The following is a 24,054-nucleotide window of genomic DNA, read 5'->3' as shown; positions in this document are numbered from 1 at the left end:
ATTGGACGCAGCGTTCGATTCAGGATTGGCCAGCGGCCTTGACGACGCGATTGTCCCGCGCAACGAGCACGCCACCCTTGTAGACTGAACGCCCGGACGGCCGCGCCACCACGGCCTCCTGGATATGCACGGCGTTCAAGGTCACGAAATCGGCCTTGGCCCCCACATGCAGGCCGTAGTCCTCGAGCCTGAGCGCCTTGGCGCCGGCCGCGGTGATCATGTCGAACGCGATCGCGAGCTCCTCATCGGTGTAGAAGCCCGAGCGGTATCCGATCATCATGGCACGGCCCAGCATGTCGCCGTCGCCATAGGGCCACCAGGAGTCGCGGATGTTGTCGTTGCCGCTGAACACCGTGACGCCGGCTTTCCGCAACAGCGCGACCGGCGGGAACGGCCGGCTGCCCGGGGCATTCGTCATGATCGCCACGCCCGAACGCGCCAGACTGTCGGCGGTCTTCTTCAGCGCATCGGCAGGAATGTCGCCGAGCCCGTAAGCGTGGCTGACGGTGACGCGGCCCGCCATGCCGAGCGCGCGGGTTCGCGCCGCGATCTGCTCGACCTCGAAGGCACCGAGCATGCCGCCGTCATGAAGATGGATATCGACATCGACGCCGTGCTTTTGCGCAACGCCGAACACGACATCGAGATGGCCCTCGACATCCCGGTCGAAGCTAGCGGGATCGAGCCCGCCGACGGCATTGGCCCCGAGCTTGATCGCCTCGTCGAGCAGCTGCGGCGTGCCCGGGCTGGTGAGGATGCCGTTCTGCGGAAACGCCACGAGCTGGATATCGATCAAGTCGCTGTATTCCTCGCGAACCCCGAGGATGGTCTCCAGCGACTTCAGCCCCACCGAGCCGTCGACCATGACGTGGCTGCGCATCTGCGTCGTGCCATGGCCGATGCAGAGGTCGAGCTGGTTCCGCGCGCGCACATCCATCGGCGCGGCGGCGGCAAGGTTCTTGGCCTGAAACGCCACCCGCTCATGGACGTCGAATCCGTCGGTGCAGGGACGGTGTGGCCGCCAGGTATCGCCGTAAAAACTGGTGTCGAGATGGATGTGGCCTTCGACGAAGCCGGGCACGACCAGCGCATTGCCGAGATCGACGATCTCGACCCCGCTGGGGCGTTCGCCCTTCGCCTCAATCGCAACGATGCGGCCGCCACGAACCAGCATATCGCGGCTGGCGCCGTCACCGAACCTGGCATTGATGAAGAGTTTGTCGGCTGGCATCGGATCTGTTCCTCTTCTCGCTTGCGTCGCATGCAGATCGCGCGGCTCTCCATGCCTTGCCTAACATGGTCAGAGGAATAATACTCCGCTCGCACAAGCAGACAAGGAACCGAGAGCGTTGCCGGAGATTGCAAGCGGGGAACAGTTCGATGTCAAGCGCGCAGCCTTTGCCGCGACCATCGGCAACATGCTGGAGTTCTACGACTTCATCACGTACAGCTTCTTTGCGACCGAGATCGGCCGCACCTTCTTCCCCGCGCACAGCGAATACGGCAGCCTCATGCTGTCGCTTGCGACCTTCGGCGCCGGTTTCCTGACGCGGCCGATCGGCGGCATCGTGCTCGGCATCTTCTCCGACCGGGTCGGCCGGCGGCCGGCGATGCTGCTGAGTTTTGCGCTGATGGGCGGCGCAATCCTGACCATCGCGCTGACGCCATCCTATGCCGCGATCGGCATTGTGGCGCCGATCATCGTGATCCTGGCGCGGATGGTGCAAGGATTTGCGCTGGGCGGCGAGGTCGGGCCGACCACGGCCTATCTGATCGAGATCGCTGCACCGAGGAACCGCGGCCTCGTGGTCGCCTGGCAGCCTGCCAGCCAGGAGATCGCGGCGACGGTGGGCGCGCTTGTCGGTGTCATCCTGAGCAGCGCGATGGCGCCCGACATGCTGCAGGCCTATGGATGGCGCATCGCGTTCCTGCTCGGCGCCGTCTGCCTGCCGTTCGGCATCTGGATGCGCCGCACGCTGCCGGAAACCGTCTCGCATGGCGAGCACGTCGCCGGGCAGATCGAACGCTCGAGCCATGTGGCGCTGGCGCGGCGGCATCTTCGCGTCATCGTGCTGGCGGTGATGATCCTGGCCAGCGGCACGATCTCGACCTATGTGACGCAATACATGACGACCTACGCCAAGAATACGCTGCATGTGTCGCCGTCTCTGGCGTTCACGGTATCGCTGGTCAGCAACGGACTGCAGATCATCGGCGCGGTGCTGGGCGGCTGGCTTGCCGACCGGCTCGGACGCAAGCCGATCATGATCTGGCCGCAGCTGGTCGTGCTGGTGCTGACCTATCCGGCCTTCCTGTGGATCGTCCAGGACCCCGGCGCGTGGTCGCTGCTGTTCGGCTTCGGCATCCTGTCGTTCATCGGATCGCTGCCGTTCACCGCGTTCTATGCCGCCTTCACCGAAGCGCTGCCCCAGAGCATTCGCGGCGGCGTGTTCGCCACGATCTACGCGGTCGCCATCGCGACGTTCGGCGGCACCGCGCAACTCGTGGTCACGTGGCTGCTGCACGTGTCAGGCGATCCGCTGGCGCCGTCCTGGTATCTTCTGCTCGCGGCGGCGGTCGGCATCGTGGCCATGAGCCTGATGCCCGAGACCGCCCCGGTGAAGGTCGGCGAGAAGTAACCGCCGCGCTCAATCCATGTCGCGAAAGGCGTGGCCGTTGGCTTCGATTTCCTTCACGAGCTGCGGCGGCAGATTGGCCTGCGCCGAGGTGCCGTCGAACACCCAGTCCTTGGCGTCGGCAAGGTCGGGAAGGCCGGCGCCCTTGCGGACGTAGAGACCGACCGATGCCTTCTTCGGATTGATGTAGAGATCGTAGTCCATTGCGCGCCTCCTCTCCGTTTCACGTTTGGCGGAAGCTCCGGCAACGGCCGGAGACTTCCTGGATAGGTCAACGCCGGCAAGACTAGGCGGGTTTCTTCGCCTCCGGCGCAAGCACCACCGACGCTTCGCTCGTCAGCATCAGGAAGGTGATGGTCTCCTGGAAATACAGCTGAACCGATTTCGCCGAGTGGCTGAGATAGCCGATCGAAAGATCCTGGCCGATCGAGAGCTGGAAATCGCCGCCGCGGGTGGTCACCAGGACGCCACCCTCGATCGCGGGCGCCCAGATGATCTTGCCGTCGATCAGGCGCTGGATGTGCTGCAGCACCGGATAGCCGTCGTCGGTCGCCCCGCCGATCGCGGTATAGGGCTCGGTGCCGAGCAGCAGCGTATAGGGACCGTTGACGCCGGCAAGCCGCAACTGGCTGACCGCCTGCGCGACCACGGCGGGATAGTTCTTGACGCTCGGCGGCAGCGTCAGCACCGGGTTGCTGGTGCCCTGACGGATACCTTCGATGCCGGCGGCCGCGTAGCCGTCGAACACCGTGCGATCCTCGGCGAAGGCAATCTTGCGCGCCGCTTCCTTGAGCGGATCCCAGTCGGAATCATTCGCGCCGCGCTCGACATCGTCGATCGCCTGGCGCGAGAGCTCGAACGGCACGCGCAGTTCGACCAGCGCGCGAACGTCGCGTTGCGTCGCCTCGACCCCGTCGCCGGGCGCCGCAATCTTCTTGAGATGACCGGTGCCGACCGCGGAGAAATCCGTTCCCTTCGGACCGTCGACGTCGACGACACGGCGCGCCGCCAGATGGCGCTTCAACGTGCGCGAGGCCTCCTCTTCGATCTGGGCCCATGCCGCGTCCGAGATAGGGGCGAGTGCCCGATGAAGATTATTCATGTCCAGCCTCTCCTTTCAGTGAGCCGATCCCGAGCGAGCCGTCGGACAGCGGTATTCCTGGTGCAGGTGTGTCGCGAGCCCCGGCGTCATCCGGAGACGGCTCGGCGGGCGAAGGTGCCGGCGCCTCGCTCGCGACATCCTCCAGGAAGGTCGCCGACGGGACGAAGAACAGCATGCCGGTGACGGCGCGGCTGAAGTCGAGCAGGCGGTCGTAATTGCCCGGCGGCTTGCCGACGAACATGTTCTCGAGCATCTGCTCGATCCGCTGCGGGGACTTGGCATAGCCGATGAAATAGGTGCCGAACTCGCCCCTGCTGATATTGCCGAACGGCATGTTGTCGCGGACGATATCGAGCTCCTCGCCATTCTCGACGATCGTGGTCAGCGCGTTATGCGCGTAGCTCGGCTTCAGCGCATCGTCGAGCTCGATGTCGGACAGCTTGGTTCGGCCGATGATCTTTTCCTGCATCTCGACCGGCAGCTCGTTCCACTTCTTCAGATCGTGCAGGTATTTTTGCACGATCACATAGCTGCCGCCGGCGAACGCCGCGTCCTCGTCGCCGATGATGGTGGCGTCGGCGGCCGCCTGGTCCTCCGGATTCTCCGTGCCGTCGACGAAGCCGAGCAGGTCGCGTTCGTCGAAATATTTGAAGCCGTGCACCTCGTCGGAGGTCGCAACCGCATCGCCGAGCCGCGTCACGATCTGGGTCGCCAGCTCGAAGCACAGATCCATCGGCACGGCGCGGATGTGAAACAGCAGGTCACCCGGCGTTGCGACGGCGTGGTGGACGCCGTTGATCTCGCGGAACGGATGCAGGCCTTTCGGCTTCGGCGCACCGAACAGCCGGTCCCATGCGTCGGAGCCGATGCCCATGACGCATGACAGCCGGCCCTCGAGATCGCGGAAGCCCACCGCACGCAGCAGCGCGCCCAGATCGGCGCACAGCGACCGCACCACCGCGTCATATTCCGGATTGGGCTTGATCGTGACCGCAAGGAAGATGGCCGCGCGCGTCAGCTTCGCAGCGACCGGTTGCGGAACGGCTGATGGCACGCATGTCTCCTTGACTAAACGGCACTTCCACGAGGACAAAAGGCAGGCGCTGGACGCCGGATCGGCGTCCAGACAGGGGCAGAGGAGCATGCCACTGGAACCTTTACAAGGGCTCGAATGGCTCACGCTCTTGCAGAGGTGCCTGCCTCAATCGACGGGCTTGCCGGACTTCTCTTCCTCGAGGGTCACCGCGATCGCGGCGTTGGCCGAGAGCCGAACCTTGGAGCCTTCGACACCCGCCACGAAGCCGAGCTCGATGAAGTGGTGATGGCCCTTGTGGAAGCCGTCGCTCTCGCTCTTCTTGAGCTTGATGCGGTTGCCCTCGACGTGATCGACGGTGCCGACATGCACGCCATCGGCGCCGATGACCTCCATGTTGTCCTTGATCTTGTGCTGCGTCATGGCGCTCTCCTGGTTGCAGGTCAGCTTGTATATTCGGCTTGCATATGATGCCGGCAGACGACGCGGCGATGACAGCGCGTCGTTGGCGATCCGGCCTGTCTCACACCGGTTCGAATTCGTCCGCCGCCGCGTTCTCCGGCTTCTTGCCGTTGAAGGTGAGGCCGGCCTTGGTGGCCGAGAGTTTTACCTCTGAGCCGTCGCGCACATCGCCGGAAAGGATCATCTCCGCCAGCGGATCCTGCACGCTGCGCTGGATCACCCGCTTCAGCGGGCGGGCGCCGTAAGCCGGATCCCAACCCTTCTCGGCGAGCCAGTCCCGCGCCTTCGGGTCGAGCTCCAGCTCGATCTTGCGATCCTCGAGCAGCTTGCGCAGCCGCGAGAACTGGATCTCGACGATGCGGCCCATGTCGCTCTTCTGCAGCCGGTGAAACAGGATGATCTCGTCGATCCGGTTGAGGAATTCGGGCCGGAAGTGCGCCCGTACCATGTTCATCACCTGCTCGCGCACCGCGCTCGTGCTCTGGCCTTCCGGCTGGTTGACCAGATACTCGGCGCCGATGTTCGAGGTCATGATGATCAGCGTGTTGCGGAAATCGACGGTGCGGCCCTGGCCGTCGGTGAGACGGCCGTCGTCGAGCACCTGCAGCAGTACGTTGAAGACGTCGGGATGCGCCTTCTCGATCTCGTCGAACAGCACCACCTGATAAGGCCGCCGCCGCACCGCTTCGGTCAGGGCACCGCCCTCATCATAGCCGACATAACCGGGAGGCGCGCCGATCAGCCGCGAGACCGAATGCTTTTCCATGTATTCGGACATGTCGAGGCGGATCATCGCGGTCTCGTCATCGAACAGATATTCGGCAAGCGCTTTCGCAAGCTCGGTCTTGCCGACGCCGGTGGGACCTAAGAACATGAACGAGCCGATCGGCCGGTTGGGGTCCTGCAGGCCGGCGCGGGCGCGGCGCACCGCGGTCGACACCGCGCGGACCGCCTCGGCCTGGCCGACGACGCGCTTGCCGAGCATCTCCTCCATGCGCAGCAGCTTGTCCTTCTCGCCTTCCAGCATCTTGTCGACCGGCACGCCGGTCCAGCGCGACACCACCTGCGCGATGTTGTCGGCGGTCACGGTCTCGCTGGCGGACGAGGTCTCGCTGGCTTCGACCGCCGCGAGCTTCTTCTCGAGCTCGGGAATCCGGCCATAGGCCAGCTCACCGGCCTTCTGGAATTCTCCCTTGCGCTGCGCATTGGCAAGCTCGGTACGCAACTGCTCGAGTTCGCCCTTCATCTTCTGCGCATCGGAGAGCTTGCTCTTTTCCGACCGCCATTTCGAAGTCATATCCGCCGATTTCTTTTCCAGGTCGGTGAGATCCTTCTCGAGCGTCTGCAGGCGGCTCTTGGAGCCGAGATCGGTCTCCTTCTTCAGCGCCTCCTGCTCGATCTTCAGCCGGATGATCTCGCGGTCGAGCGAGTCGAGTTCTTCCGGCTTGGAATCGACCTGCATCTTCAGCCGGGCGGCCGCTTCGTCCATCAGGTCGATGGCCTTGTCGGGCAGGAAGCGGTCGGTGATGTAGCGGTTCGACAGCGTCGCGGCTGCAACCAGCGCCGAATCCGCGATGCGCACGCCGTGATGTTGCTCGTATTTGTCCTTCAAGCCGCGCAGGATCGAGATGGTGTCCTCGACCGTCGGCTCGGAGACGAACACCGGCTGGAAGCGCCGCGCCAGCGCTGCATCCTTCTCGACATGCTTGCGGTATTCGTCGAGCGTGGTGGCGCCGATGCAATGCAGCTCGCCGCGAGCGAGCGCGGGCTTCAACAGGTTGGATGCGTCCATCGCGCCGTCGCCCTTGCCGGCGCCGATCAGCGTGTGCATCTCGTCGATGAACAGGATGATGCCGCCCTCGGCCGAGGTCACTTCCTGCAGCACTGCCTTGAGCCGTTCCTCGAACTCGCCGCGATACTTTGCGCCGGCGATCAGCGCGCCGAGATCGAGCGCGAGCAGCGCCTTGTCCTGCAGGCTTTCCGGCACGTCGCCGTTGACGATGCGCAGCGCGAGGCCCTCGACGATCGCGGTCTTGCCGACACCGGGCTCGCCGATCAGCACAGGATTGTTCTTGGTCCGCCGCGACAGCACCTGGATGGTGCGGCGGATCTCCTCGTCGCGGCCGATCACCGGGTCGAGCTTGCCGTCGCGCGCGGCCTGGGTGAGGTCGCGGGCGTATTTCTTCAGCGCGTCATAGGCGTTCTCGGCCGATGCGCTGTCGGCGGTGCGGCCCTTGCGCAGCGCGTTGATGGCCGCATTCAGGTTCTGCGGATTGACACCGCCCTTGGCGAGCAGTTTGCCGGCCTCGCTGTCCTTGTCGGCTGCGAGCGCCTGCAGCAGGCGCTCGACGGAGACGAAACTGTCGCCGGCCTTGTCGGCGGCCTGTTCCGCCGCCGCGAAGGCGCGCGCGGTCTCGGGCGCCAGATAGATCTGTCCGGAGCCGGCGCCGCTGACCTTCGGTATCTTCGCCAGCGCGTCTTCGGTCGCCTTGAGGATCGCGCGCGAATTGCCGCCGGCGCGGTCGATCAGGCCGGCCGCGAGGCCCTCATTGTCGTCGAGCAGCACCTTCAGGATGTGTAGCGTCGAGAACTGCTGATGCCCCTCGCGCATCGCGAGCGATTGCGCCGACTGAATGAAACCGCGAACGCGATCGGTATATTTTTCTATGTTCATCGTGGCACCACCTCAAGGCAACGCAGGCTCGTCGAGATCCATTATGCCACGCAGTTCCGTCGGCGACAGATGGCGGAACGATGACATCCATCATGCAACAGCCCCGTGCAATTGCGCCGGCGGAAAACCGCGGGCCAAAGGCTGCCGCATCTCGCATCGTGTGGTCCTTTCAGGGGAGTGTCAATCGCGCAGCGCGCTCGCTGGGATGCTTCGGTTAAGCCGTTGTGAGGGCTGATGTTCGTCGCTGGCACTCATCCGGGGGCACTGCTACGGCCGCGCGGGCAAGCCGGGTGCACGCGTCGCGCTGATTGCGGTTCGATGGATCGCCGGGCTCGCGAAGCGAGTGCTGGATGAGCATGGATCGCCGTGATCGTACAAAGGCCAAAGGCATGATCGGGACACGCTATCGGAATCGATCACGTCGCGTTTCGCGTAGCTCGCCCGATGATGCAGAGAAGCAACGCGCGATGTTCCACTGCATCGCGCAACGTTGCATCACGGCGCGCTCTGAACCGACCATGAATAGCCGGATGAGCGCGTTTCCGTTTGCGTCGATGCGTTTCAGCCTGGTGTAAGGTCAAGGCGCTAGCGATGAAGTGTGTCGGTGCATTGCCGATGCACGGAACCTTTGTTCCGTCTCACGTTGAACGTGCTCATCGAAGAGGCTCCCAATGACAACTCGTCTCCTTTCGACCGCGTCGTGTGCAGCGATTGCCACGGCGCTGTTCTATGCGACCGCGGTGCCCGCAATCGCGCAGGATGCGGCATGCGCGCCGGTCTCTGCCGTCGAGACCGCGCCGCCGCCGTTGCCGACCTACGATCAGCCGCCGGTGCCTGGTCCCGGCTATATGTGGTCGCCGGGCAACTGGTCGTGGGACGAGGATCGCGGCGATTACTACTGGGTGCCGGGCACCTGGGTGCAGCCGCCGCGGGTCGGGCTGCTGTGGACACCTGGTTATTGGGGCGCGTTCGGCGGCGGCTTCATCTTCCATCAGGGCTACTGGGGTGATCGCGTCGGCTTCTACGGTGGCATCAATTACGGCTTCGGCTACGGCGGGTCGGGCTATGAAGGCGGCCGCTGGGATCACGGCAACTTCTTCTACAATCGGACCGTGAACAATCTGCAGGGTGCGCGGATCACCAACGTCTACGAGAAGAATGTCACGATCAATCAGACCACCGTCAACAACGTCAGCTACAATGGCGGCCGCGGCGGCATCGAGGTGCGGCCGACGCCGGCCGAGCGCGCGGTCGCCAAGGAGCAGCACTTCGCGGCGACGCCGTTGCAACGCAAGCAGGTCGAGACCGCAAGCCAGGATCCGAGCCTGTTCAAGCGGACCAACAATGGCGTGCCCGCAGTCGCCGCAACGGCGCGTCCCGGCGAATTGAAGGGACCGGGCGTGGTTCGCGCGCGGCCGGCCGGCGAAGCGGTGCCGGCCAACGCCGCACGGCCGGCGGCCGGGGAGCCGGGGCACCCGGGAGCTGCACCTGCACCCGCACCGGCTGATTCCCATGCGCTCCCAGTCCCGGGAAAGGAGCTTCCGGCGGCGCATCCGCCCGCCGAGGCGAACAAGCCCGCGGCCGAGGAGAAGCGCGGAGCACCTGCTCCCGAGACCAAGGCCGAGCCGCACCCTGCTGCGCCGGCACCTGCCCACGCGCTTCCGGTTCCCGAGAAGGGCGTTGCGGCGCATCCGTCCGCCGAAGCGAACAGGCCCGCGGTCGAAGAGAAGCGCGCGGCGCCTGCCGCCGAGCCGAAGCTTGAGCCGCATCCTGCAGAAGCGACGCGGCCTGCCGTGCAGGAGAAGCGGCCCGAAGAGGTGCGCAAGGAAGAGCCGCGTCCCGAGCCTGCCGCGAAGCCCGTCGCGCGGCCCGAGCCAGCGAGGCCCGAAGCGCGACCGGAGCCAGCAGCGAAGCCGCAAGCGCACCCGGAGACGATGGCGCGCCCTGAGCCGCATCCGCAGCCGCAGGCCGCCCATCCCCAGCCGGCGGCACGGCCGGAGCCGCACGCCGCTCCGCATGCCGCTCCGCATGCTGCGCCTGCGGCAGGTCATCCCGCAGAGGAGAAGCGGCAGGAGCAACACTAAGGCACGTCCGCGCTCCGCTGGCTCGTTCCGGCGGAGCGCGGTATTGTTCCGCCTGTGCAAGCGATCATCACGGGAGGTTGGTCATGGAACAGAGTCACGGTGGCGATGGACAGCTCGACGATGGCAAGCCGCGTTTGAGCGAGGACGATATGCAGCGCGCCCTGCTCGGTCCGCGGGGCGTGCCAGGCAAGGCGGATACCGCCAAGATGACGCCGCAGCAGCAAAAGAACATGCCCACTTATCTGGACCCCGGACATACATCCTAACTTGTCATGTCACGTGAGCGCATGCTGCGTCGGCCGCTTCCGGGCGGCGCGCCTGCGCACTTGCAAATCGCCTGCTTTTGCGCCCTCATGATTACAGGTGCACTCACGGTGTTGCGGAGCAGGTTGTGAGAAATCCGTACGAGGTTCTTGGCGTTGCCCCGACGGCGTCTGCGGCCGATATCCAGAAGGCCTATCGCAAGCTGGCGAAGAAGCTGCACCCGGACCTCAATCCGGGTGACAAGGCGGCCGAAGACAAATTCAAGGAAGTCGCTGCTGCGAACGATCTGCTCTCGGATGCCGAGAAGCGCAAGCGCTTCGATGCCGGCGAGATCGATGCTGATGGCGTCGAGCGGCCGCAGCATCGCTACTACAGGGATTTCGCCACCGCGGATGCGGGGCATCCCTATGCCGACAGTTCCGGCTATGCCGACTACATGGACCAGGACGACGCCTTCGCCGAATTGCTCCGGCGCAGCGAGCAGGCGCGCGCCAACCGGCGCGGCCGCGATTTGCATTACGCTCTCGCGATCGACTTCGCGGAATCGATCACCGGTGCGAGCAAGCGGCTGACGCTTCCCGACGGCGGTACGCTCGATGTGACGATCCCACCGGGGCTCGTCGATGGCCAGATCATTCGTCTGCGCGGCAAGGGCATGCCCGGCAGCGGCAAGGGCGGTCCCGGCGATGCGCTGATCGAGGTGGAAGTTCGCCCCGACCCGCGCTTCACCCGCGAGGGTGACGACATTACGCTGGAACTGCCGATCTCGCTGTCCGAGGCGGTGCTCGGCGGAAAAGTCCGCGTTCCGACGCCGACCGGTGCCGTGACCATGACGGTTCCGAAGGGATCGAACACCGGCACGACCATGCGGTTGCGCGGCAAGGGTGCGCCCCGCGTCGGCGGAGGCCATGGCGACGAGCTCGTCAAGCTCAAGGTGGTCCTGCCCAAGGGACCCGATCCCGAGCTCGAGGCGTTTGTGTCGAACTGGGATCGAAAGGCATTCGATCCGCGCGAGGATGGTGCATCATGAATAAGCAGCAGTTCCTCATCGATGCGGGTCTGGAGGTGCAGACCCTGGAGTTCTGGATCGAGCAGCAATGGCTCGTGCCGGACGAGACCGCCAGCGAGATCAGCTTCTCCGACACCGACGTGGCGCGCGCGCATCTGATCCGCGACCTGAAGGGCGACTTCGGCGTCAACGACGAGGGCATCGACGTCATCCTTCATCTGGTCGATCAGCTGCACGGCCTGCGCCGCGCGTTCGAACAATTGCACAAGGACATGGCGTCACCACCGCGCTAGGCGCCTCACTTGCGATGAACCTCAGCCTTGGGACTCAGCCTTGGGATCAACCTGGGAGGCGATCATGACGGACAAGCCGACGCCGCTGGCGCATGGCGAGATCGACGTTCTTATCCTGCAGGCGCTGGTGCGCAAGCTGATCGCGAAAGGCGTGTTGACGCCGGACGACGTCCGGTCGATGCTGTTCGAGGCCGCCAAGAATCTTGACCTGGTCGGCAGCGAACTGACGACGGAAGCCGCCAACGTCATCGTGCAGGAGGATCTGGCGCCGGCATTCCTTGGCAGCTAGTGTCCCGAATCCGAAGTTCGCATCATTTGCCGCACCTTCGGGGCGAACTTCGGATTCGATAAGGACACTAGCGAACTTGTGATTCTAGTGTGCTTTATGAATGCGAAGTTCGTGAAAGTGGCTGCCGCGAAGTTGCACGAACTTCGCATTCAGCACACTAGCGCATGATCCGGAAAAGTGGAAGCCGGTTTTCCCTCGCGACAGACGCAAAGCGTTTGCACGGTGATCACGCTCAAACAAAGAGCTCAAATAATGAGGCTTTAGGTCTGGCCGCCGCGGGTGGAGACCAGTCGGATCCGGGTGACCTGGCCGGCATTGCCGGCGAGATAGGCTTGTGCGTCACGCACCAGCCGCTCCACGGCGGCCGCGTCATAGCTCGGATGACGGGTGTTCAGATGCAAGTCGGTCTCGATCTGCATGACGTTTGTCGTGTCCGCGGCGCCGATCTCGACCGAGAACGACACCAGCGATACGTGCGGGCTCTTGAAGGCCATCGCTCGATCTCCTTCATCGCGTGACGCGCGGCGCGCATCTGTACGGTGGGTGCAGTCTATCTCAAGCTGCCGAATCCTGCTCGGCCGTTCGCATAGCAGCCGGACGCGCCCTGTCGAGCTCCTCGATCATGCCGCGGGCGATCTCGCGCTCGCCCATGATCACGATGTCGGCGCCAAGTGCTTTGAGATGATCGACCTCGGCGTCGGAATGTGCACGGGCGATGATCTGGATATCGGCATTCGCGGCGCGCGCCTGTTCGACGATCTGGCCGGCCTCGAAGGCTTCGGGAATGGCGATGACCAGCGATCGCGCGCCGGCCGGATTGGTCGCGCGCAGCACGCTGGCGCGCGCGGCGTTGCCCATCAGCGCTTCGATGCCGCGCTCCTTGAGCTTGGCGACCATGTCGTCGGATGCCTCGACCGCGAGAAACGGCGCGCTGCGTTGATGCAGCGCATCGCCGACGATGCTGCCGACCCGGCCGTAGCCGACCAGGATGGTGTGATCCTGCAATTCAGTGACCGGGATTGGTTCAGAAGCTGCGGCAGTTGGCGAGGAGGTCTGCGGCTTATCGAGCCGCGACGTCAGCCAGTCGACGACCGCGAACACCAGCGGGTTGAGCATGATCGAGAAGATCGCGCCCGCCAGGATCAGGTCGCGGCCGGCCTTTGGCAGCAGATTGAGCGCAACGCCGATTTCGGCCAGGATGAAGGAGAATTCGCCGATCTGGGCGAGGCTCGCCGAGATCATCAGGGCAGTTGCCATCGGATGACGGAACAGCACGACGATCAGAAGGGCTGCGATCGACTTGCCGACCACGATGACGAACAGCGTCGCGACGAATGGCCAGGGCTCGCGGACCACGCTCATCGGGTCGAACAGCATGCCGACGGAGACGAAGAACAGCACCGCGAACGCATCGCGCAGCGGCAGGGTCTCCTGGGCCGCGCGCTGGCTGAGCGGCGATTCCCGCAGCATCATTCCGGCGAAGAAGGCGCCGAGCGCCAGCGAGACGCCGAACAGCTTGGTCGCGCCGAACGCGATGCAGAGCGCGATCGCGAGCACGGTCAGCCGGAACAGCTCGCGCGAGCCGGTATGCGCGATGTAGTGCAGGACCCACGGGATCAGCCGGCGTCCGACCACCAGCATCAGCGCGATGAACACGGCGATCTTGATCAGCGTCAGCACCAGCACGCCGGTGAGCCCGAGACCGAAACGGGCGGCGAGCGGGTCGGAGGTGAGCGCCGCGCCATCGCCGCCCTGCAAGCTCGCCACCGCCGGGAACAGCACCAGCGCCAGCACCATGGCGAGGTCTTCGACGATCAGCCAGCCGACCGCGATCTTGCCGCGTTCGGTGTCCATCAGGCGGCGCTCCTGCAGCGCGCGCAACAGCACGACGGTACTTGCGACCGACAGCGCGAGGCCGAACACCAGACCCGCGCCGACGGTCCAGCCCATCAATAGCGCGAGGCCGAGGCCCATCAATGTGGCGACCGCAATCTGCGCTATCGCGCCGGGCACCGCGATCGCGCGCACCGACAACAGATCGTTCAGCGAGAAATGCAGGCCGACGCCGAACATCAGGAGAATGATACCGAGCTCCGCCAGCTCGGTTGCCAGCGCCTGATCGGCAACGAAGCCGGGCGTGAAGGGACCGACGGCCACGCCCGCGAGCAGATAACCGACCAGTGGCGGAACCCGAAAGCGCTGGGCGATGGTTCCGAAGACAAAAGCGAGGCCGAGGCCCGCGACGACGGTCGCGATCAGAGGTGTGTCATGCGGCATTTCGCCTTGTCGCACAGCATCCCTGGCGGTGCACCGCGACCATTTGAGGCGCGGCATTCCGCGCGGAAATCGTGATCTATTGCTCATGGTGTGAGCATATGATCTCATGCCGGGATGGATCAGCGGCTTCCCGAGACCGATCTCGTCATCTTTGACTGCGACGGCGTGCTCGTCGACAGCGAGGAATTGAGCTGCCGCTGCCTTGCCGAGGCGATGGTTCGGGCCGGCATCGGGATGAGCACCGAGCGGGCGCTCGAGCTCTTCCTCGGCCGCAGCACCGCGGCCCTGGTCGACTACTGCCGGGGCGTGGGAAAGCCGTTGCCCGAGACGTTTCTGCCTGACCTCGCGCTGCAGGTCCGTGAGACCTTCCGCTCCCGGCTGAAGCCGATCGCCGGCATCGCGGCGGTGCTCGAGGAATTGCGGCTGCCATATTGTGTCGCCTCATCGAGCGATCTCGAGCGGGTGAAGTTCTCGCTGGAGCTGACCGGCCTCGCCGCCAGCTTCGGGCCGCGGCTCTACACCGCGCAGATGGTCAAGCGCGGCAAGCCGGCCCCGGATCTGTTCTTGCATGCGGCAAGCGCCATGAGCGCCGCGCCGCGCCGCACGCTCGTGATCGAAGACAGCGTCAGCGGCGTGATGGCCGCGAAGGCGGCGGGCATGAAAGTGTGGGGATTTGTCGGCGGCGCCCACTATCGGTTGGCGGATGGCAGTGCTCTGCTGCGGCAAGCGGGGGCGGATCGAATCTTCGCCGCGATGACGGATTTCTGGATGGAAGGCTGACGCAAGACGATGGCTGCGCCCGACAACGAAAAGTCTCGCCTCGACGATGCGGCGCGCGCCGGCTGGCTGTATTTCATCGCGGGCCACACCCAGGATGAGATTGCGAAAATGCTGCAGGTGTCGCGCGCCTCGGCGCAGCGTCTGGTGTCGCTGTGCCTCGCGGAGCGGCTGATCACGTTTCGCCTCGAACACCCCATCGCGGCCTGCATGGAGCTGGCCTCCCGGCTGAAGGCGCGGTTCGATCTGGTGCATTGCGACGTCGTGCCGACCGATCCGGCGGCGCCGCTGTCCAATGCAGGGATCGCCGAGCGCAGCGCCAATCTGCTGGAGACGACGCTGCGCTCGGAGACGCCTGTGATCGTGGCGCTCGGCACCGGCCGCGCGGTGCGCGCCGCGGTCGAGCGGGTCTCGCCGATCGAGCGGCCCGATCACCAGATCGTCTCGCTGGTCGGCAACATCTCCGCCGACGGCTCGGCGAGCTTCTACGACACGGTGGGACGGCTCGCCGACCGCACCGGCGCGCGCCATTACCCGATGCCGCTGCCGTTCCTGATGTCGAGCGAGGGCGAGCGCAACCGCATGGTGCGCATCGACCCGATCGCGCGGGTGAGGGCGGTCGCCGCCAAGGCCGATCTGCGGCTGATCGGCATCGGCCAGATGGACCAGAAGGCCCAGGTCCATGTCGACGGCTTCGTCACCCGCGAGGAACTGCTGGAGATGATGCGGCTCGGCGCGGTCGGCGAGGTGACCGGCTGGGCCTATGACGCCAAGGGCCGTCTGATCAAGGGCGGCACCAACAAGCGGCTGACCAGCATTCCGCCGCAGATCCCAGCGGAAGCGACCACGATCGCCGCGGCGGTCGGCGCCGCCAAGGTGCCCTCGATCAAGGCCGCATTGGCGGGCCGGGTGATCAACGGCCTCATCACCGATGAGGCCACCGCGCGCGCGGTGCTGGATCGTTAGGCGCCACGAGTCGTACTTCACCTCGCCCCGCTTGCGGGGAGAGGTCGGATCGCATCGGAGATGCGATCCGGGTGAGGGGGAATCTCCGCGCATTCGTCCGCTTCGTATGCGCGGAAAGAGCCCCTCACCCCAACCCTCTCCCCGTAAGAACGGGGCGAGGGAGCGCTGTCCCGCTGTGGCCGCAAATCGAGTTGCCGTCTGGGTCTCAGCGCCCTTCTTCATCTCCGCAGACACCTCCATTCCAGCGTGCAGTGGAACCCGCGAACGCGCGGGACGGCGCTCCCGCGTGCTTGACAAAGTTTGGCGACGGAGTGAACATACGCTCAACACGTGGGCATATGCTCAACGTGACAAAGGGAGGTCACCTTGAAAAACGTCCTTTGCGCCGTTGCGGGCGCGGCTGCTGTTTTGATCTCTGCCCCCTCGATCGCCCAGACCACGCTGACGGTGGCGACCGTCAACAATGGCGACATGATCCGCATGCAGGGGCTCACCAGCGAATTCACCGCGAAGAATCCCGACATCACCGTCAAATGGGTGACGCTCGAGGAGAACGTGCTGCGCCAGCGCGTGACCACCGACATCGCCACCAAGGGCGGCCAGTTCGACGTGCTCACCATCGGCACCTATGAGGTGCCGATCTGGGCCAAGAAGAACTGGCTGGTGCCGCTCGACAAGCTCGGCGCCGATTACGACGTCGGCGACCTCCTGCCCAAGATCAAGGATGCGGTCTCGGTCGACGGCAAGCTCTATGCCGCGCCGTTCTACGGCGAAAGCTCGATGGTGATGTATCGCACCGACCTGTTCGACAAGGCCGGCCTGAAGATGCCGGAGAGCCCGACCTGGGACTTCGTGGTCGACGCCGCCAAGAAGCTGACCGACAAGTCCGCCGGCGTCTATGGCATCTGCCTGCGCGGCAAGGCCGGCTGGGGCGAGAACATGGCGTTCCTGACCGCGATGGCCAATTCCTACGGTGCGCGCTGGTTCGACGAGAAGTGGGAGCCGCAATTCACCTCGCCGGAATGGAAGAAGACGCTGACGACCTATGTCGATCTGATGAAGCAGGCCGGCCCTCCCGGCGCCTCTTCCAACGGCTTCAACGAGAACCTCGCACTGTTCAACGCCGGCAAATGCGCGATGTGGATCGATGCCACCGTGGCGGCGTCGTTCGTCAGCAATCCGAAGGAATCCACGGTCGCCGACAAGGTCGGCTTTGCGCTGGCGCCGAACACCGGGCTCGGCAAGAACGCCAACTGGCTGTGGGCGTGGAGTCTCGCGGTCCCCGCCGGCTCGAAGAAGGTCGAGGCGGCCGAGAAGTTCATCGCCTGGGCGACCAGCAAGGACTACACCAAGCTCGTCGCCGCGAAGGAAGGCTGGGCCAACGTGCCGCCGGGCACGCGCACCTCGCTGTACAACAACCCCGACTATCTGAAGGTCGCGCCCTTCGCCAAGCTGACCTTGGCCTCGATCGATGCCGCCGATCCAAACAAGCCGACGGTGAAGCCGGTGCCTTACGTCGGCGTGCAGTATGCGGCGATCCCTGAATTCCAGGGTATCGGCACCCAGGTGGGCCAGCAGTTCTCCGCGGCGCTCTCAGGTTCGACCACCGTCGATGCGGCGCTCACCGCTGCGCAGTCCGCGACCGAGCGCGAAATGAAGCGTGCGGGATACATCAAATAAACTCACCGCGACCCGATAGCCAGGGCGTGACGAGCGCCTTGGCCGCCCGACCAGCTTAGACCTCCCGAGCTGGGCCACTTGCGACCATCCTGTCCCGCAGCGGGATGGTCGCTCCTTTCCTTGAGAAGGAGGCGGGGATGGCGACCCAGCAGACCCAACTGCTTGCACGCACGCTGCTCACGCCCGCCGTGGCGCTGCTGTTCATCTGGATGATCGTGCCGCTGGCGCTCACGATCTATTTCGCGACCCTGCATTACAATCTGCTCGATCCCGGCTCTGAATCATTCGTTGGGCTGGAGAATTTCCGCTACTTCCTGACCGATCCGGCCTTCCTCGCCTCGTTGCAGAACACCCTGGTGCTGGTCGGCTCGGTGCTCGCGATCACGATCATCCTCGGCGTGCCGCTGGCGCTGCTGCTCGACCAGCAGGTGGTCGGGCTCTCGATCGTCCGCCTGATGGTGATCGCGCCGTTCTTCGTGATGCCGACGGTGAGCGCGCTGGTCTGGAAGAACCTGTTGATGCATCCGGTGTCGGGCCTGTTCGCCTGGATCGCGCATCTGTTCGGGCTGCCGGCGATCGACTGGTTCAACGACGCGCCGCTGTTCTCGGTGATCCTGATCATCTCCTGGCAATGGCTGCCGTTCGCAACCCTGATCCTGCTCACCGCGCTGCAATCGCTCGACGAGGAGCAGAAGGAGGCGGCCGAGATGGACGGCGCCAGCGCGATCTCGACCTTCATCTACATCACGCTGCCGCATTTGGCGCGCCCGATCACCGTGGTGATCCTGATCGAAACCATCTTCCTGCTCACGGTGTTCGCGGAGATCTTCGTCACCACCGGCGGCGGCCCCGGCCTGCAGACCACCAACATCGCCTTCCTGATCTATTCGCAGGCGCTGATCCAGTACGATGTCGGCAGCGCCTCGGCGGGTGGCCTGGTCGCGGTGGTCCTCGCCAACATCGTCGCCTTCTTCCTCGTTCGTATCGTCGGCCGGAATCTGGAGGCGTAACGTCATGGCGCGGATGGTCACGACACGGCGCAAGGTGATCTCGACGGCGGCGGCCTGGCTGGTCGGCTTCCTGATCTTCTTCCCGATCCTCTGGATGGTGCTGGCGAGCTTCAAGACCGAGCTCGAGGCGTTCGCGATCCCACCCTCGTTCCTGTTCTTTCACTGGACCACCGAGAACTATGCCACGGTGCAGGAGCGCAGCGACTATTTCCACCACGCGCTCAACTCGATCATCATTGCCGGCGGCTCGACCTTGATCGCGATGCTGATCGCGATCCCGGCGGCGTGGTCGATGGCGTTCTCGCCGACCAAGCGGACCAAGGACGTGCTGCTCTGGATGCTGTCTACCAAGATGATGCCGCCGGTCGGCGTGCTGGTGCCGATCTATCTGATCTACCGCACCTTCGGTCTGCTCGACACCCGCTCTGGCCTGATCTTCATCCTGTGCCTCGGCAATCTGCCGATCGTGATCTGGATGCTGTTCACCTATTTCAAGGAGATCCCCAAGGACATCCTCGAGGCGGCGCGGATGGACGGCGCCACGATCGGGCGCGAGCTGATCTATGTGCTGACGCCGATGGCGGTGCCGGGGCTGGCCTCGACGTTGCTGCTCAATCTGATCCTGGCGTGGAACGAGGCGTTCTGGACCCTCAATCTGTCGACGCTCGAGGCGGCGCCGCTCACCGTCTTCATCGCGTCCTATTCCAGCCCGGAAGGATTGTTCTGGGCGAAATTGTCGGCGGCGTCGACGCTCGCGATCGCGCCCATTCTCGTGCTCGGCTGGTTCAGTCAGCGGCAGCTAGTCCGCGGACTGACCTTCGGCGCGGTCAAGTAGCAGAAAGGCTTTTGCCATGGGTCAGATTACGCTGCAGGGTGTGCAAAAATCGTTCGGGCCGGTCCACATCATCAAGGGCGCCGATCTCGACATCGCCGACGGCTCCTTCGTCGTGTTCGTCGGTCCGTCCGGCTGCGGCAAGACCACGCTGCTGCGGCTGATCGCAGGGCTCGAGGATGTCACCGGCGGCGCCATCCTGATCGACGGACGCAATGTGGTCGACGTGCCGCCGGCCAAGCGCGGGCTGTCGATGGTGTTCCAGTCCTACGCGCTCTATCCGCATATGAGCGTGCGCGGCAACATCGCGTTCGGCCTGAAGATGGCCGGGATCGCCAAGGGCGAGATCAACCGCAAGGTCGAGGCGGCCGCGGCGACGCTCAATCTGACGCCCTATCTCGACCGCAAGCCGCGCGAGCTCTCCGGCGGCCAGCGCCAGCGCGTCGCGATCGGGCGCGCCATCGTGCGCGAGCCGAAGGCGTTCCTGTTCGACGAGCCGCTGTCCAATCTCGATGCCGCGCTGCGCGTGCAGATGCGGCTCGAGGTGACGCGGTTGCAGAAGCAGCTCGGCACCACGGCGATCTACGTCACCCACGACCAGGTCGAGGCCATGACCATGGCGGACAAGATCGTGGTGCTGAACGGCGGCAAGATCGAGCAATACGGATCGCCGCTCGAGCTCTACGAAAAGCCGGCCAATCTGTTCGTCGCCGGCTTCATCGGCTCGCCGAAGATGAATTTCGTCACCGGTGAGATCGCCAAGCAGCAGGGCGGCGCGACCATCGGGGTGCGGCCCGAGCATCTGAAGGTCGAGCGCGACGGGCAGGGCGGCTGGCACGGCACCGTCTCGGTCGCCGAGCATCTCGGCAGCGACACCTTCCTCTATGTCGACGCCGGACCGCTGGGAATGCTGACCGCGCGCTATGTCGGCGAGCTCGACTTGCATCCCGGCGACCGAGTGTCGCTGATCCCGGATCCGGCGCGCATCCACCGTTTCGACGACAGCGGAAAATCGATTCACGCGTAGAGCGTGATCCGGACCCGGAGGGGCCGCGTTAGCGCAAAGCGTGAAGCGGCGTTCCGAACAGATCATGCTCAAAGAGAAGCTAAGGAAGAAGAAAATGTATCTCGAAAAATTCAGGCTCGGCGGCAAGACCGCCATCATCACCGGCGCGGGTCAGGGCATCGGGCTCGCCTGCGCCGAGGCGCTCGCCGAAGCCGGCGCCAAGGTCATCATCGGCGATCGCGACGCCAAGGTTGCCAATGACGCGCAGGCGGCGCTGAAGGCCAAGGGCTTTGACGCCGACATCGCGCTGATGGACGTGACGGATTCCGGTCGCGTCGCCGCGGTCGCCGACGAACTGGTCGGCAAGTACGGTAAGGTCGACATTCTCGTCAACAATGCGGGCATCGCCCGCAGCGAGACGCCGGCCGAGACCGTAACCGACGAGCACTGGCTCAACGTCATCGACGTCAACTTGAACGGCACCTTCTGGTGCTGTCGCGCCTTCGGCAATCACATGCTGAAGGCGAAATCCGGCACCATCGTCAATGTCGGCTCGATGTCCGGCTTCATCGTCAACAAGCCGCAGGAACAGTGCTTCTACAACGCCTCCAAGGCCGCGGTGCATCACCTGACGAAATCGCTCGCCGCCGAATGGGGCGCGCGCGGGGTTCGCGTCAACGCCGTGGCGCCGACCTATATCGAGACGCCGCTGAACGCCTTCGTGAAGAACAGCCCCAGAATGTACGACGCCTGGATCGGTGGAACCCCGATGGCGCGGATGGGGCAGGTTGACGAGATCGCCTCCGTGGTGCTGTTCCTGGCGTCCGAGGCGGCGAGCCTGATGACCGGAAGCATCGTTCTGGTCGATGGCGGCTACACTTGCTGGTAGGCTTGCGCCCGGGGATCGTGCTCAACGGAAGATAGAGCGGTCATGCGGCAAGCCTATATCGGGGTGGACGTCGGCAGCACCAGCGCCCGGGCGGGCGTGTTCGACGAGTCGGGGAAGCTGCTCGGGTCGGCCCGGCATCCGATCCGGGTCTGGCACGAGCCCGGCGATATCGTGGAGCAATCGTCCGATGACATCTGGGCGGCCTGCGTCGCCTCCGTGCGCGGTGCGATGCGGGAGGCTGCGGTTGCCGCCGAACACGTCAAAGGCATCGGCTTCGACGCGACCTGTTCGCTGGTTGTGCTGGATGGGGAAGGCCGGCCGCTCACCGTCAGCCCGTCGGGCGATCCCGTACGCAATGTCGTGGTCTGGATGGACCACCGCGCGATGGACGAAACCGAATTCGTCAACGCGACCGGCGACAAGGTGCTGCGCTATGTCGGCGGCGCCATCTCGCCGGAGATGGAGATCCCGAAGATCCTCTGGCTGAAGCGGCATCTGCCCGCGACCTTCGAGGCCGCCGGGCATTTCTTCGATCTTGCCGACTATCTCTCATTCCGCGCGTCCGGCTCGCTGGCGCGCTCGACCTGCACGGTCACCTGCAAATGGACCTATGTCGCCGGCGAGGGCGGCTGGAGTGAATCCTTTTTCAAGCGGGTCGGGCTCGAGGCGCTCGCGGCCGACCGTTTTGGGCGGATCGGCAGCGAGATCGTGCCGCCCGGCTCGCCGCTCGGTCGCGGGCTGTCCGAGGATGCCGCGCGCGATCTCGGCCTGCTGCCGGGAACCGCGGTCGGTGCCCCCCTGATCGATGCCCATGCCGGCGGCGTCGGCGCGATCGGCGGCCGCGATGGCTCCGGCGCCGAGGTCGATGTCTGCCAACGGCTCGCCTACATCATGGGAACGTCGGCCTGCATCATGGCGACGACGGTCGATCCCTGCTTCGTGCCCGGCGTCTGGGGCCCGTATTTCGAAGGCATGGTGCCGGGCTTCTGGCTGAACGAGGGCGGCCAATCGGCGGCGGGCGCCGCGATCGATCACCTGCTCAAGTCGCATCCGGCGCATGCCGAGGTTGCGCTCGCGGCGAAGACCGACGGCGTCGACGTCATCGAATATCTCGAGAAGCGCATCCTGGCGCGCAGCGGCAATGCCGGTGCTGCGGCGCTGCTCGCGCGCAACGTTCACGTTCTGCCGGAATTCCTCGGCAACCGTTCGCCCTATGCCGATCCCGGCTCGCGTGCCGTGATCGCGGGGCTCGATCTCGACACCGACGTGGCGGCGCTGGAGCGGCTGTTCATCGCCGGCCTGTGCGGGCTGGCCTATGGCCTTGCCGACGTCATCGACGCCTTGCAGGCGCATGGCGTCAACGGCAAGACCATCGTGATCGGCGGCGGCGCGAGTCGCAGCCCCCTGGTGCGCCAGATCATGGCCGACACGACAGGCTACACGGTGGCACTGCCGCAGACCCAAGAACCCGTCTTGCTCGGCGCCGCGATGCTGGGCGCGGTCGCCAGCGGCGCGCACAACTCGATCAATGCGGCGATGGCCGGCATGTCGGCGCTTGGACGGTTGAGCGAGCCGACCAGGCCGGAGCTCGCCGAGTTCCACCGCAAGAAGCGCGGCGTGCACAAGCTGCTGCGAGAGCTTGACCGCGACAGCCGCGAGGCGATGAGGCGGGTGCCCGGCGAAGCGCCGACGTAAGGTTTGCCCCATGCTGCTGAGTTGCGGAGATGCGCTGATCGATTTCCTGCCGTCGAAGACGGCGGACGGACGTGAGGCCTTGACGCCCGCCGTCGGCGGCTCCTGCCTCAACATCGCGATCGGCAGCGCCCGGCTCGATGTTCCCACCGGCTTTGTCGGCGGCATCTCGACCGACACCTTCGGCAGGATGATCGCCGATCATGCCGCGGCGTCCGGCGTCGATCTTCGTCGCGCCACGCGGAGCAATCGCCAGGCCACGCTGGCCTTTGCGCGCGTCACCGGCACCGAGACGCAATACGCCTTCTATGACGCCGACACTGCGTCGCGGAACTGGACCTATCGGCGCGATGCGGTCGCGCTTGACGGCGTCACCTGCGTGCACACCGGCTCGACCACGCTGGTCCATGACAAGGGTGCGGCGGAGACGCTGGCCTTGATCGAGGATGCGCGGCCGAACGTGACGATCTCGCTCGATCCGAACTGCCGACCGAACCTCGTCAAGGACAAGGACGCCTATCGCGCGCGCATGCTGGCGTTCTGCGGCAATGCCGACATCGTAAAGATGTCCGACGTCGACTTCGCCTATCTGTTCGGTGACGAGGCCCATGCTGCGCGGGCCGAGACGCTGCTGTCGGGCGGCGCATCGCTCGTCGTCATTACGCGCGGCAATGATGGCGCTTGCGCCTGGCATCGCAAGGCAGGACCGATCGCGGCCGAAGCGCCGGTGGTCAACGTCGTCGATACGATCGGCGCCGGCGACAGCTTTCAGGCGGCGCTGCTCGCCGCGTTGCATCGGTTGGACCGGATCGCGCAGCCGCAGTTGCGCGACGTCTCCGCAGCCGAGCTGACCCGTGCGTTGTCCTTTGCCTGCAAATGCGCCGCTTTCACCTGCACGCGGCCCGGCGCCGATCCGCCGCGCAGCCGGGAGTTGCCGGCCGACTATTGGTAAGCCATGCAGGGCCTCAGCCGGCGCGGCCTCCCGCGCGATGCCGTCGCTTGACGCTTAGTCTCATTTTGCGTGCTGCGCCTGCGAAGGCAAATCTGCCCGGCGATGCGTGAAAGCGTCCGAAGCACCC

General features: G+C 65.2%; 24 protein-coding genes. 16 read left to right on the top strand and 8 right to left on the bottom strand.

What is annotated here, in order from left to right:
- Window positions 1-19: 19 nt before the first annotated feature.
- Complete coding sequence (locus tag ACVMB1_RS24475; protein ID WP_076830600.1) at window positions 20-1,231, bottom strand: amidohydrolase family protein; 1,212 nt, start codon at window positions 1,229-1,231, stop codon at window positions 20-22.
- A 118-nt stretch (window positions 1,232-1,349) separates the two neighbouring features.
- On the opposite strand from ACVMB1_RS24475, the gene ACVMB1_RS24470 reads away from it, so the two are divergent.
- Entirely contained in the window at window positions 1,350-2,639 is a 1,290-nt protein-coding gene (locus ACVMB1_RS24470; RefSeq protein ID WP_076830603.1) for an MFS transporter, read from the top strand.
- 9 nt (window positions 2,640-2,648) lie between these two features.
- Here the strand turns inward: ACVMB1_RS24470 and ACVMB1_RS24465 are convergent, their stop codons facing one another.
- The 5 genes from ACVMB1_RS24465 to clpB form a co-directional block, all read right to left on the bottom strand.
- Entirely contained in the window at window positions 2,649-2,840 is a 192-nt protein-coding gene (locus ACVMB1_RS24465) for a hypothetical protein (protein WP_057019217.1), read from the bottom strand.
- An 82-nt stretch (window positions 2,841-2,922) separates the two neighbouring features.
- Window positions 2,923-3,738 carry a family 1 encapsulin nanocompartment shell protein gene (locus ACVMB1_RS24460; protein ID WP_076830606.1) on the bottom strand — a complete coding sequence of 272 codons (816 nt, stop codon included), beginning with the start codon at window positions 3,736-3,738 and terminating at the stop codon, window positions 2,923-2,925.
- On the bottom strand, window positions 3,731-4,792 hold the full coding sequence (locus ACVMB1_RS24455) for a Dyp-type peroxidase (protein WP_076830609.1): 1,062 nt from the start codon (window positions 4,790-4,792) through the stop codon (window positions 3,731-3,733). Before ACVMB1_RS24455 ends, ACVMB1_RS24460 begins: the two co-directional genes overlap by 8 nt.
- Before the next feature lie 147 nt (window positions 4,793-4,939).
- Entirely contained in the window at window positions 4,940-5,194 is a 255-nt protein-coding gene (locus ACVMB1_RS24450) for a DUF2171 domain-containing protein (RefSeq protein WP_057019219.1), read from the bottom strand.
- A 100-nt stretch (window positions 5,195-5,294) separates the two neighbouring features.
- Window positions 5,295-7,907 (bottom strand): ATP-dependent chaperone ClpB, encoded by a 2,613-nt coding sequence (clpB, locus tag ACVMB1_RS24445; RefSeq protein WP_057019220.1) that lies wholly within the window; start codon window positions 7,905-7,907, stop codon window positions 5,295-5,297.
- A gap of 350 nt (window positions 7,908-8,257) precedes the next feature.
- Here clpB and ACVMB1_RS24440 point away from each other — a divergent pair, with 350 nt between their 5' ends.
- From ACVMB1_RS24440 to ACVMB1_RS24415, 6 genes are all read left to right on the top strand, one after another.
- Window positions 8,258-8,482: a hypothetical protein gene (locus tag ACVMB1_RS24440; protein ID WP_141340045.1), complete on the top strand. Its 225-nt coding sequence runs from the start codon at window positions 8,258-8,260 to the stop codon at window positions 8,480-8,482.
- A gap of 96 nt (window positions 8,483-8,578) precedes the next feature.
- Window positions 8,579-9,991, top strand: coding sequence for a YXWGXW repeat-containing protein (locus ACVMB1_RS24435; protein ID WP_076830612.1), 1,413 nt, complete (start codon window positions 8,579-8,581; stop codon window positions 9,989-9,991).
- 83 nt (window positions 9,992-10,074) lie between these two features.
- Entirely contained in the window at window positions 10,075-10,257 is a 183-nt protein-coding gene (locus ACVMB1_RS24430; RefSeq protein WP_456849289.1) for a hypothetical protein, read from the top strand.
- A gap of 125 nt (window positions 10,258-10,382) precedes the next feature.
- Window positions 10,383-11,285 (top strand): DnaJ C-terminal domain-containing protein, encoded by a 903-nt coding sequence (locus ACVMB1_RS24425; RefSeq protein ID WP_057019223.1) that lies wholly within the window; start codon window positions 10,383-10,385, stop codon window positions 11,283-11,285.
- Window positions 11,282-11,557, top strand: coding sequence for a chaperone modulator CbpM (locus ACVMB1_RS24420; protein WP_057019224.1), 276 nt, complete (start codon window positions 11,282-11,284; stop codon window positions 11,555-11,557). Before ACVMB1_RS24425 ends, ACVMB1_RS24420 begins: the two co-directional genes overlap by 4 nt.
- 64 nt (window positions 11,558-11,621) lie before the next feature.
- Window positions 11,622-11,846: a hypothetical protein gene (locus tag ACVMB1_RS24415; RefSeq protein WP_076830615.1), complete on the top strand. Its 225-nt coding sequence runs from the start codon at window positions 11,622-11,624 to the stop codon at window positions 11,844-11,846.
- A 260-nt stretch (window positions 11,847-12,106) separates the two neighbouring features.
- Here ACVMB1_RS24415 and ACVMB1_RS24410 read toward each other — a convergent pair whose 3' ends face one another.
- Both ACVMB1_RS24410 and ybaL read right to left on the bottom strand, forming a co-directional pair.
- Window positions 12,107-12,340, bottom strand: a complete 234-nt coding sequence (locus tag ACVMB1_RS24410; protein WP_028343292.1) for a hypothetical protein — start codon at window positions 12,338-12,340, stop codon at window positions 12,107-12,109.
- 61 nt (window positions 12,341-12,401) lie between these two features.
- Window positions 12,402-14,123 carry a YbaL family putative K(+) efflux transporter gene (gene ybaL, locus ACVMB1_RS24405; protein WP_076830617.1) on the bottom strand — a complete coding sequence of 574 codons (1,722 nt, stop codon included), beginning with the start codon at window positions 14,121-14,123 and terminating at the stop codon, window positions 12,402-12,404.
- A 114-nt stretch (window positions 14,124-14,237) separates the two neighbouring features.
- On the opposite strand from ybaL, the gene ACVMB1_RS24400 reads away from it, so the two are divergent.
- The 9 genes from ACVMB1_RS24400 to ACVMB1_RS24360 all read left to right on the top strand — a co-directional run bounded on the left by ACVMB1_RS24400 (window position 14,238) and on the right by ACVMB1_RS24360 (window position 23,927).
- Complete coding sequence (locus tag ACVMB1_RS24400) at window positions 14,238-14,903, top strand: HAD family hydrolase (protein ID WP_076830620.1); 666 nt, start codon at window positions 14,238-14,240, stop codon at window positions 14,901-14,903.
- A gap of 9 nt (window positions 14,904-14,912) precedes the next feature.
- Complete coding sequence (locus tag ACVMB1_RS24395; protein ID WP_456849287.1) at window positions 14,913-15,866, top strand: sugar-binding transcriptional regulator; 954 nt, start codon at window positions 14,913-14,915, stop codon at window positions 15,864-15,866.
- A gap of 366 nt (window positions 15,867-16,232) precedes the next feature.
- The gene (locus tag ACVMB1_RS24390) at window positions 16,233-17,546 is read left to right on the top strand and encodes an ABC transporter substrate-binding protein (RefSeq protein ID WP_076830626.1); all 1,314 of its coding nucleotides are present in this window, start codon (window positions 16,233-16,235) and stop codon (window positions 17,544-17,546) included.
- Window positions 17,547-17,683: 137 nt separating this feature from the next.
- Window positions 17,684-18,556 (top strand): carbohydrate ABC transporter permease, encoded by an 873-nt coding sequence (locus ACVMB1_RS24385; RefSeq protein WP_024583852.1) that lies wholly within the window; start codon window positions 17,684-17,686, stop codon window positions 18,554-18,556.
- A gap of 4 nt (window positions 18,557-18,560) precedes the next feature.
- Window positions 18,561-19,391 carry a carbohydrate ABC transporter permease gene (locus ACVMB1_RS24380; RefSeq protein WP_028334898.1) on the top strand — a complete coding sequence of 277 codons (831 nt, stop codon included), beginning with the start codon at window positions 18,561-18,563 and terminating at the stop codon, window positions 19,389-19,391.
- A 16-nt stretch (window positions 19,392-19,407) separates the two neighbouring features.
- Window positions 19,408-20,415 carry an ABC transporter ATP-binding protein gene (locus ACVMB1_RS24375; protein WP_076830629.1) on the top strand — a complete coding sequence of 336 codons (1,008 nt, stop codon included), beginning with the start codon at window positions 19,408-19,410 and terminating at the stop codon, window positions 20,413-20,415.
- 94 nt (window positions 20,416-20,509) lie between these two features.
- Window positions 20,510-21,283 carry an SDR family NAD(P)-dependent oxidoreductase gene (locus ACVMB1_RS24370; protein ID WP_057019317.1) on the top strand — a complete coding sequence of 258 codons (774 nt, stop codon included), beginning with the start codon at window positions 20,510-20,512 and terminating at the stop codon, window positions 21,281-21,283.
- A 42-nt stretch (window positions 21,284-21,325) separates the two neighbouring features.
- Window positions 21,326-22,978, top strand: coding sequence for an FGGY-family carbohydrate kinase (locus ACVMB1_RS24365; protein ID WP_076830633.1), 1,653 nt, complete (start codon window positions 21,326-21,328; stop codon window positions 22,976-22,978).
- 10 nt (window positions 22,979-22,988) lie between these two features.
- The gene (locus ACVMB1_RS24360; protein WP_076830636.1) at window positions 22,989-23,927 is read left to right on the top strand and encodes a carbohydrate kinase family protein; all 939 of its coding nucleotides are present in this window, start codon (window positions 22,989-22,991) and stop codon (window positions 23,925-23,927) included.
- The last annotated feature ends 127 nt before the right edge of the window (window positions 23,928-24,054 follow it).

The sequence above is a fragment of the Bradyrhizobium sp. USDA 4504 genome (assembly GCF_054063995.1).
Note: the sequence above shows the minus strand (reverse complement) of the source record. Positions and strands in the feature narration are given on the sequence as shown.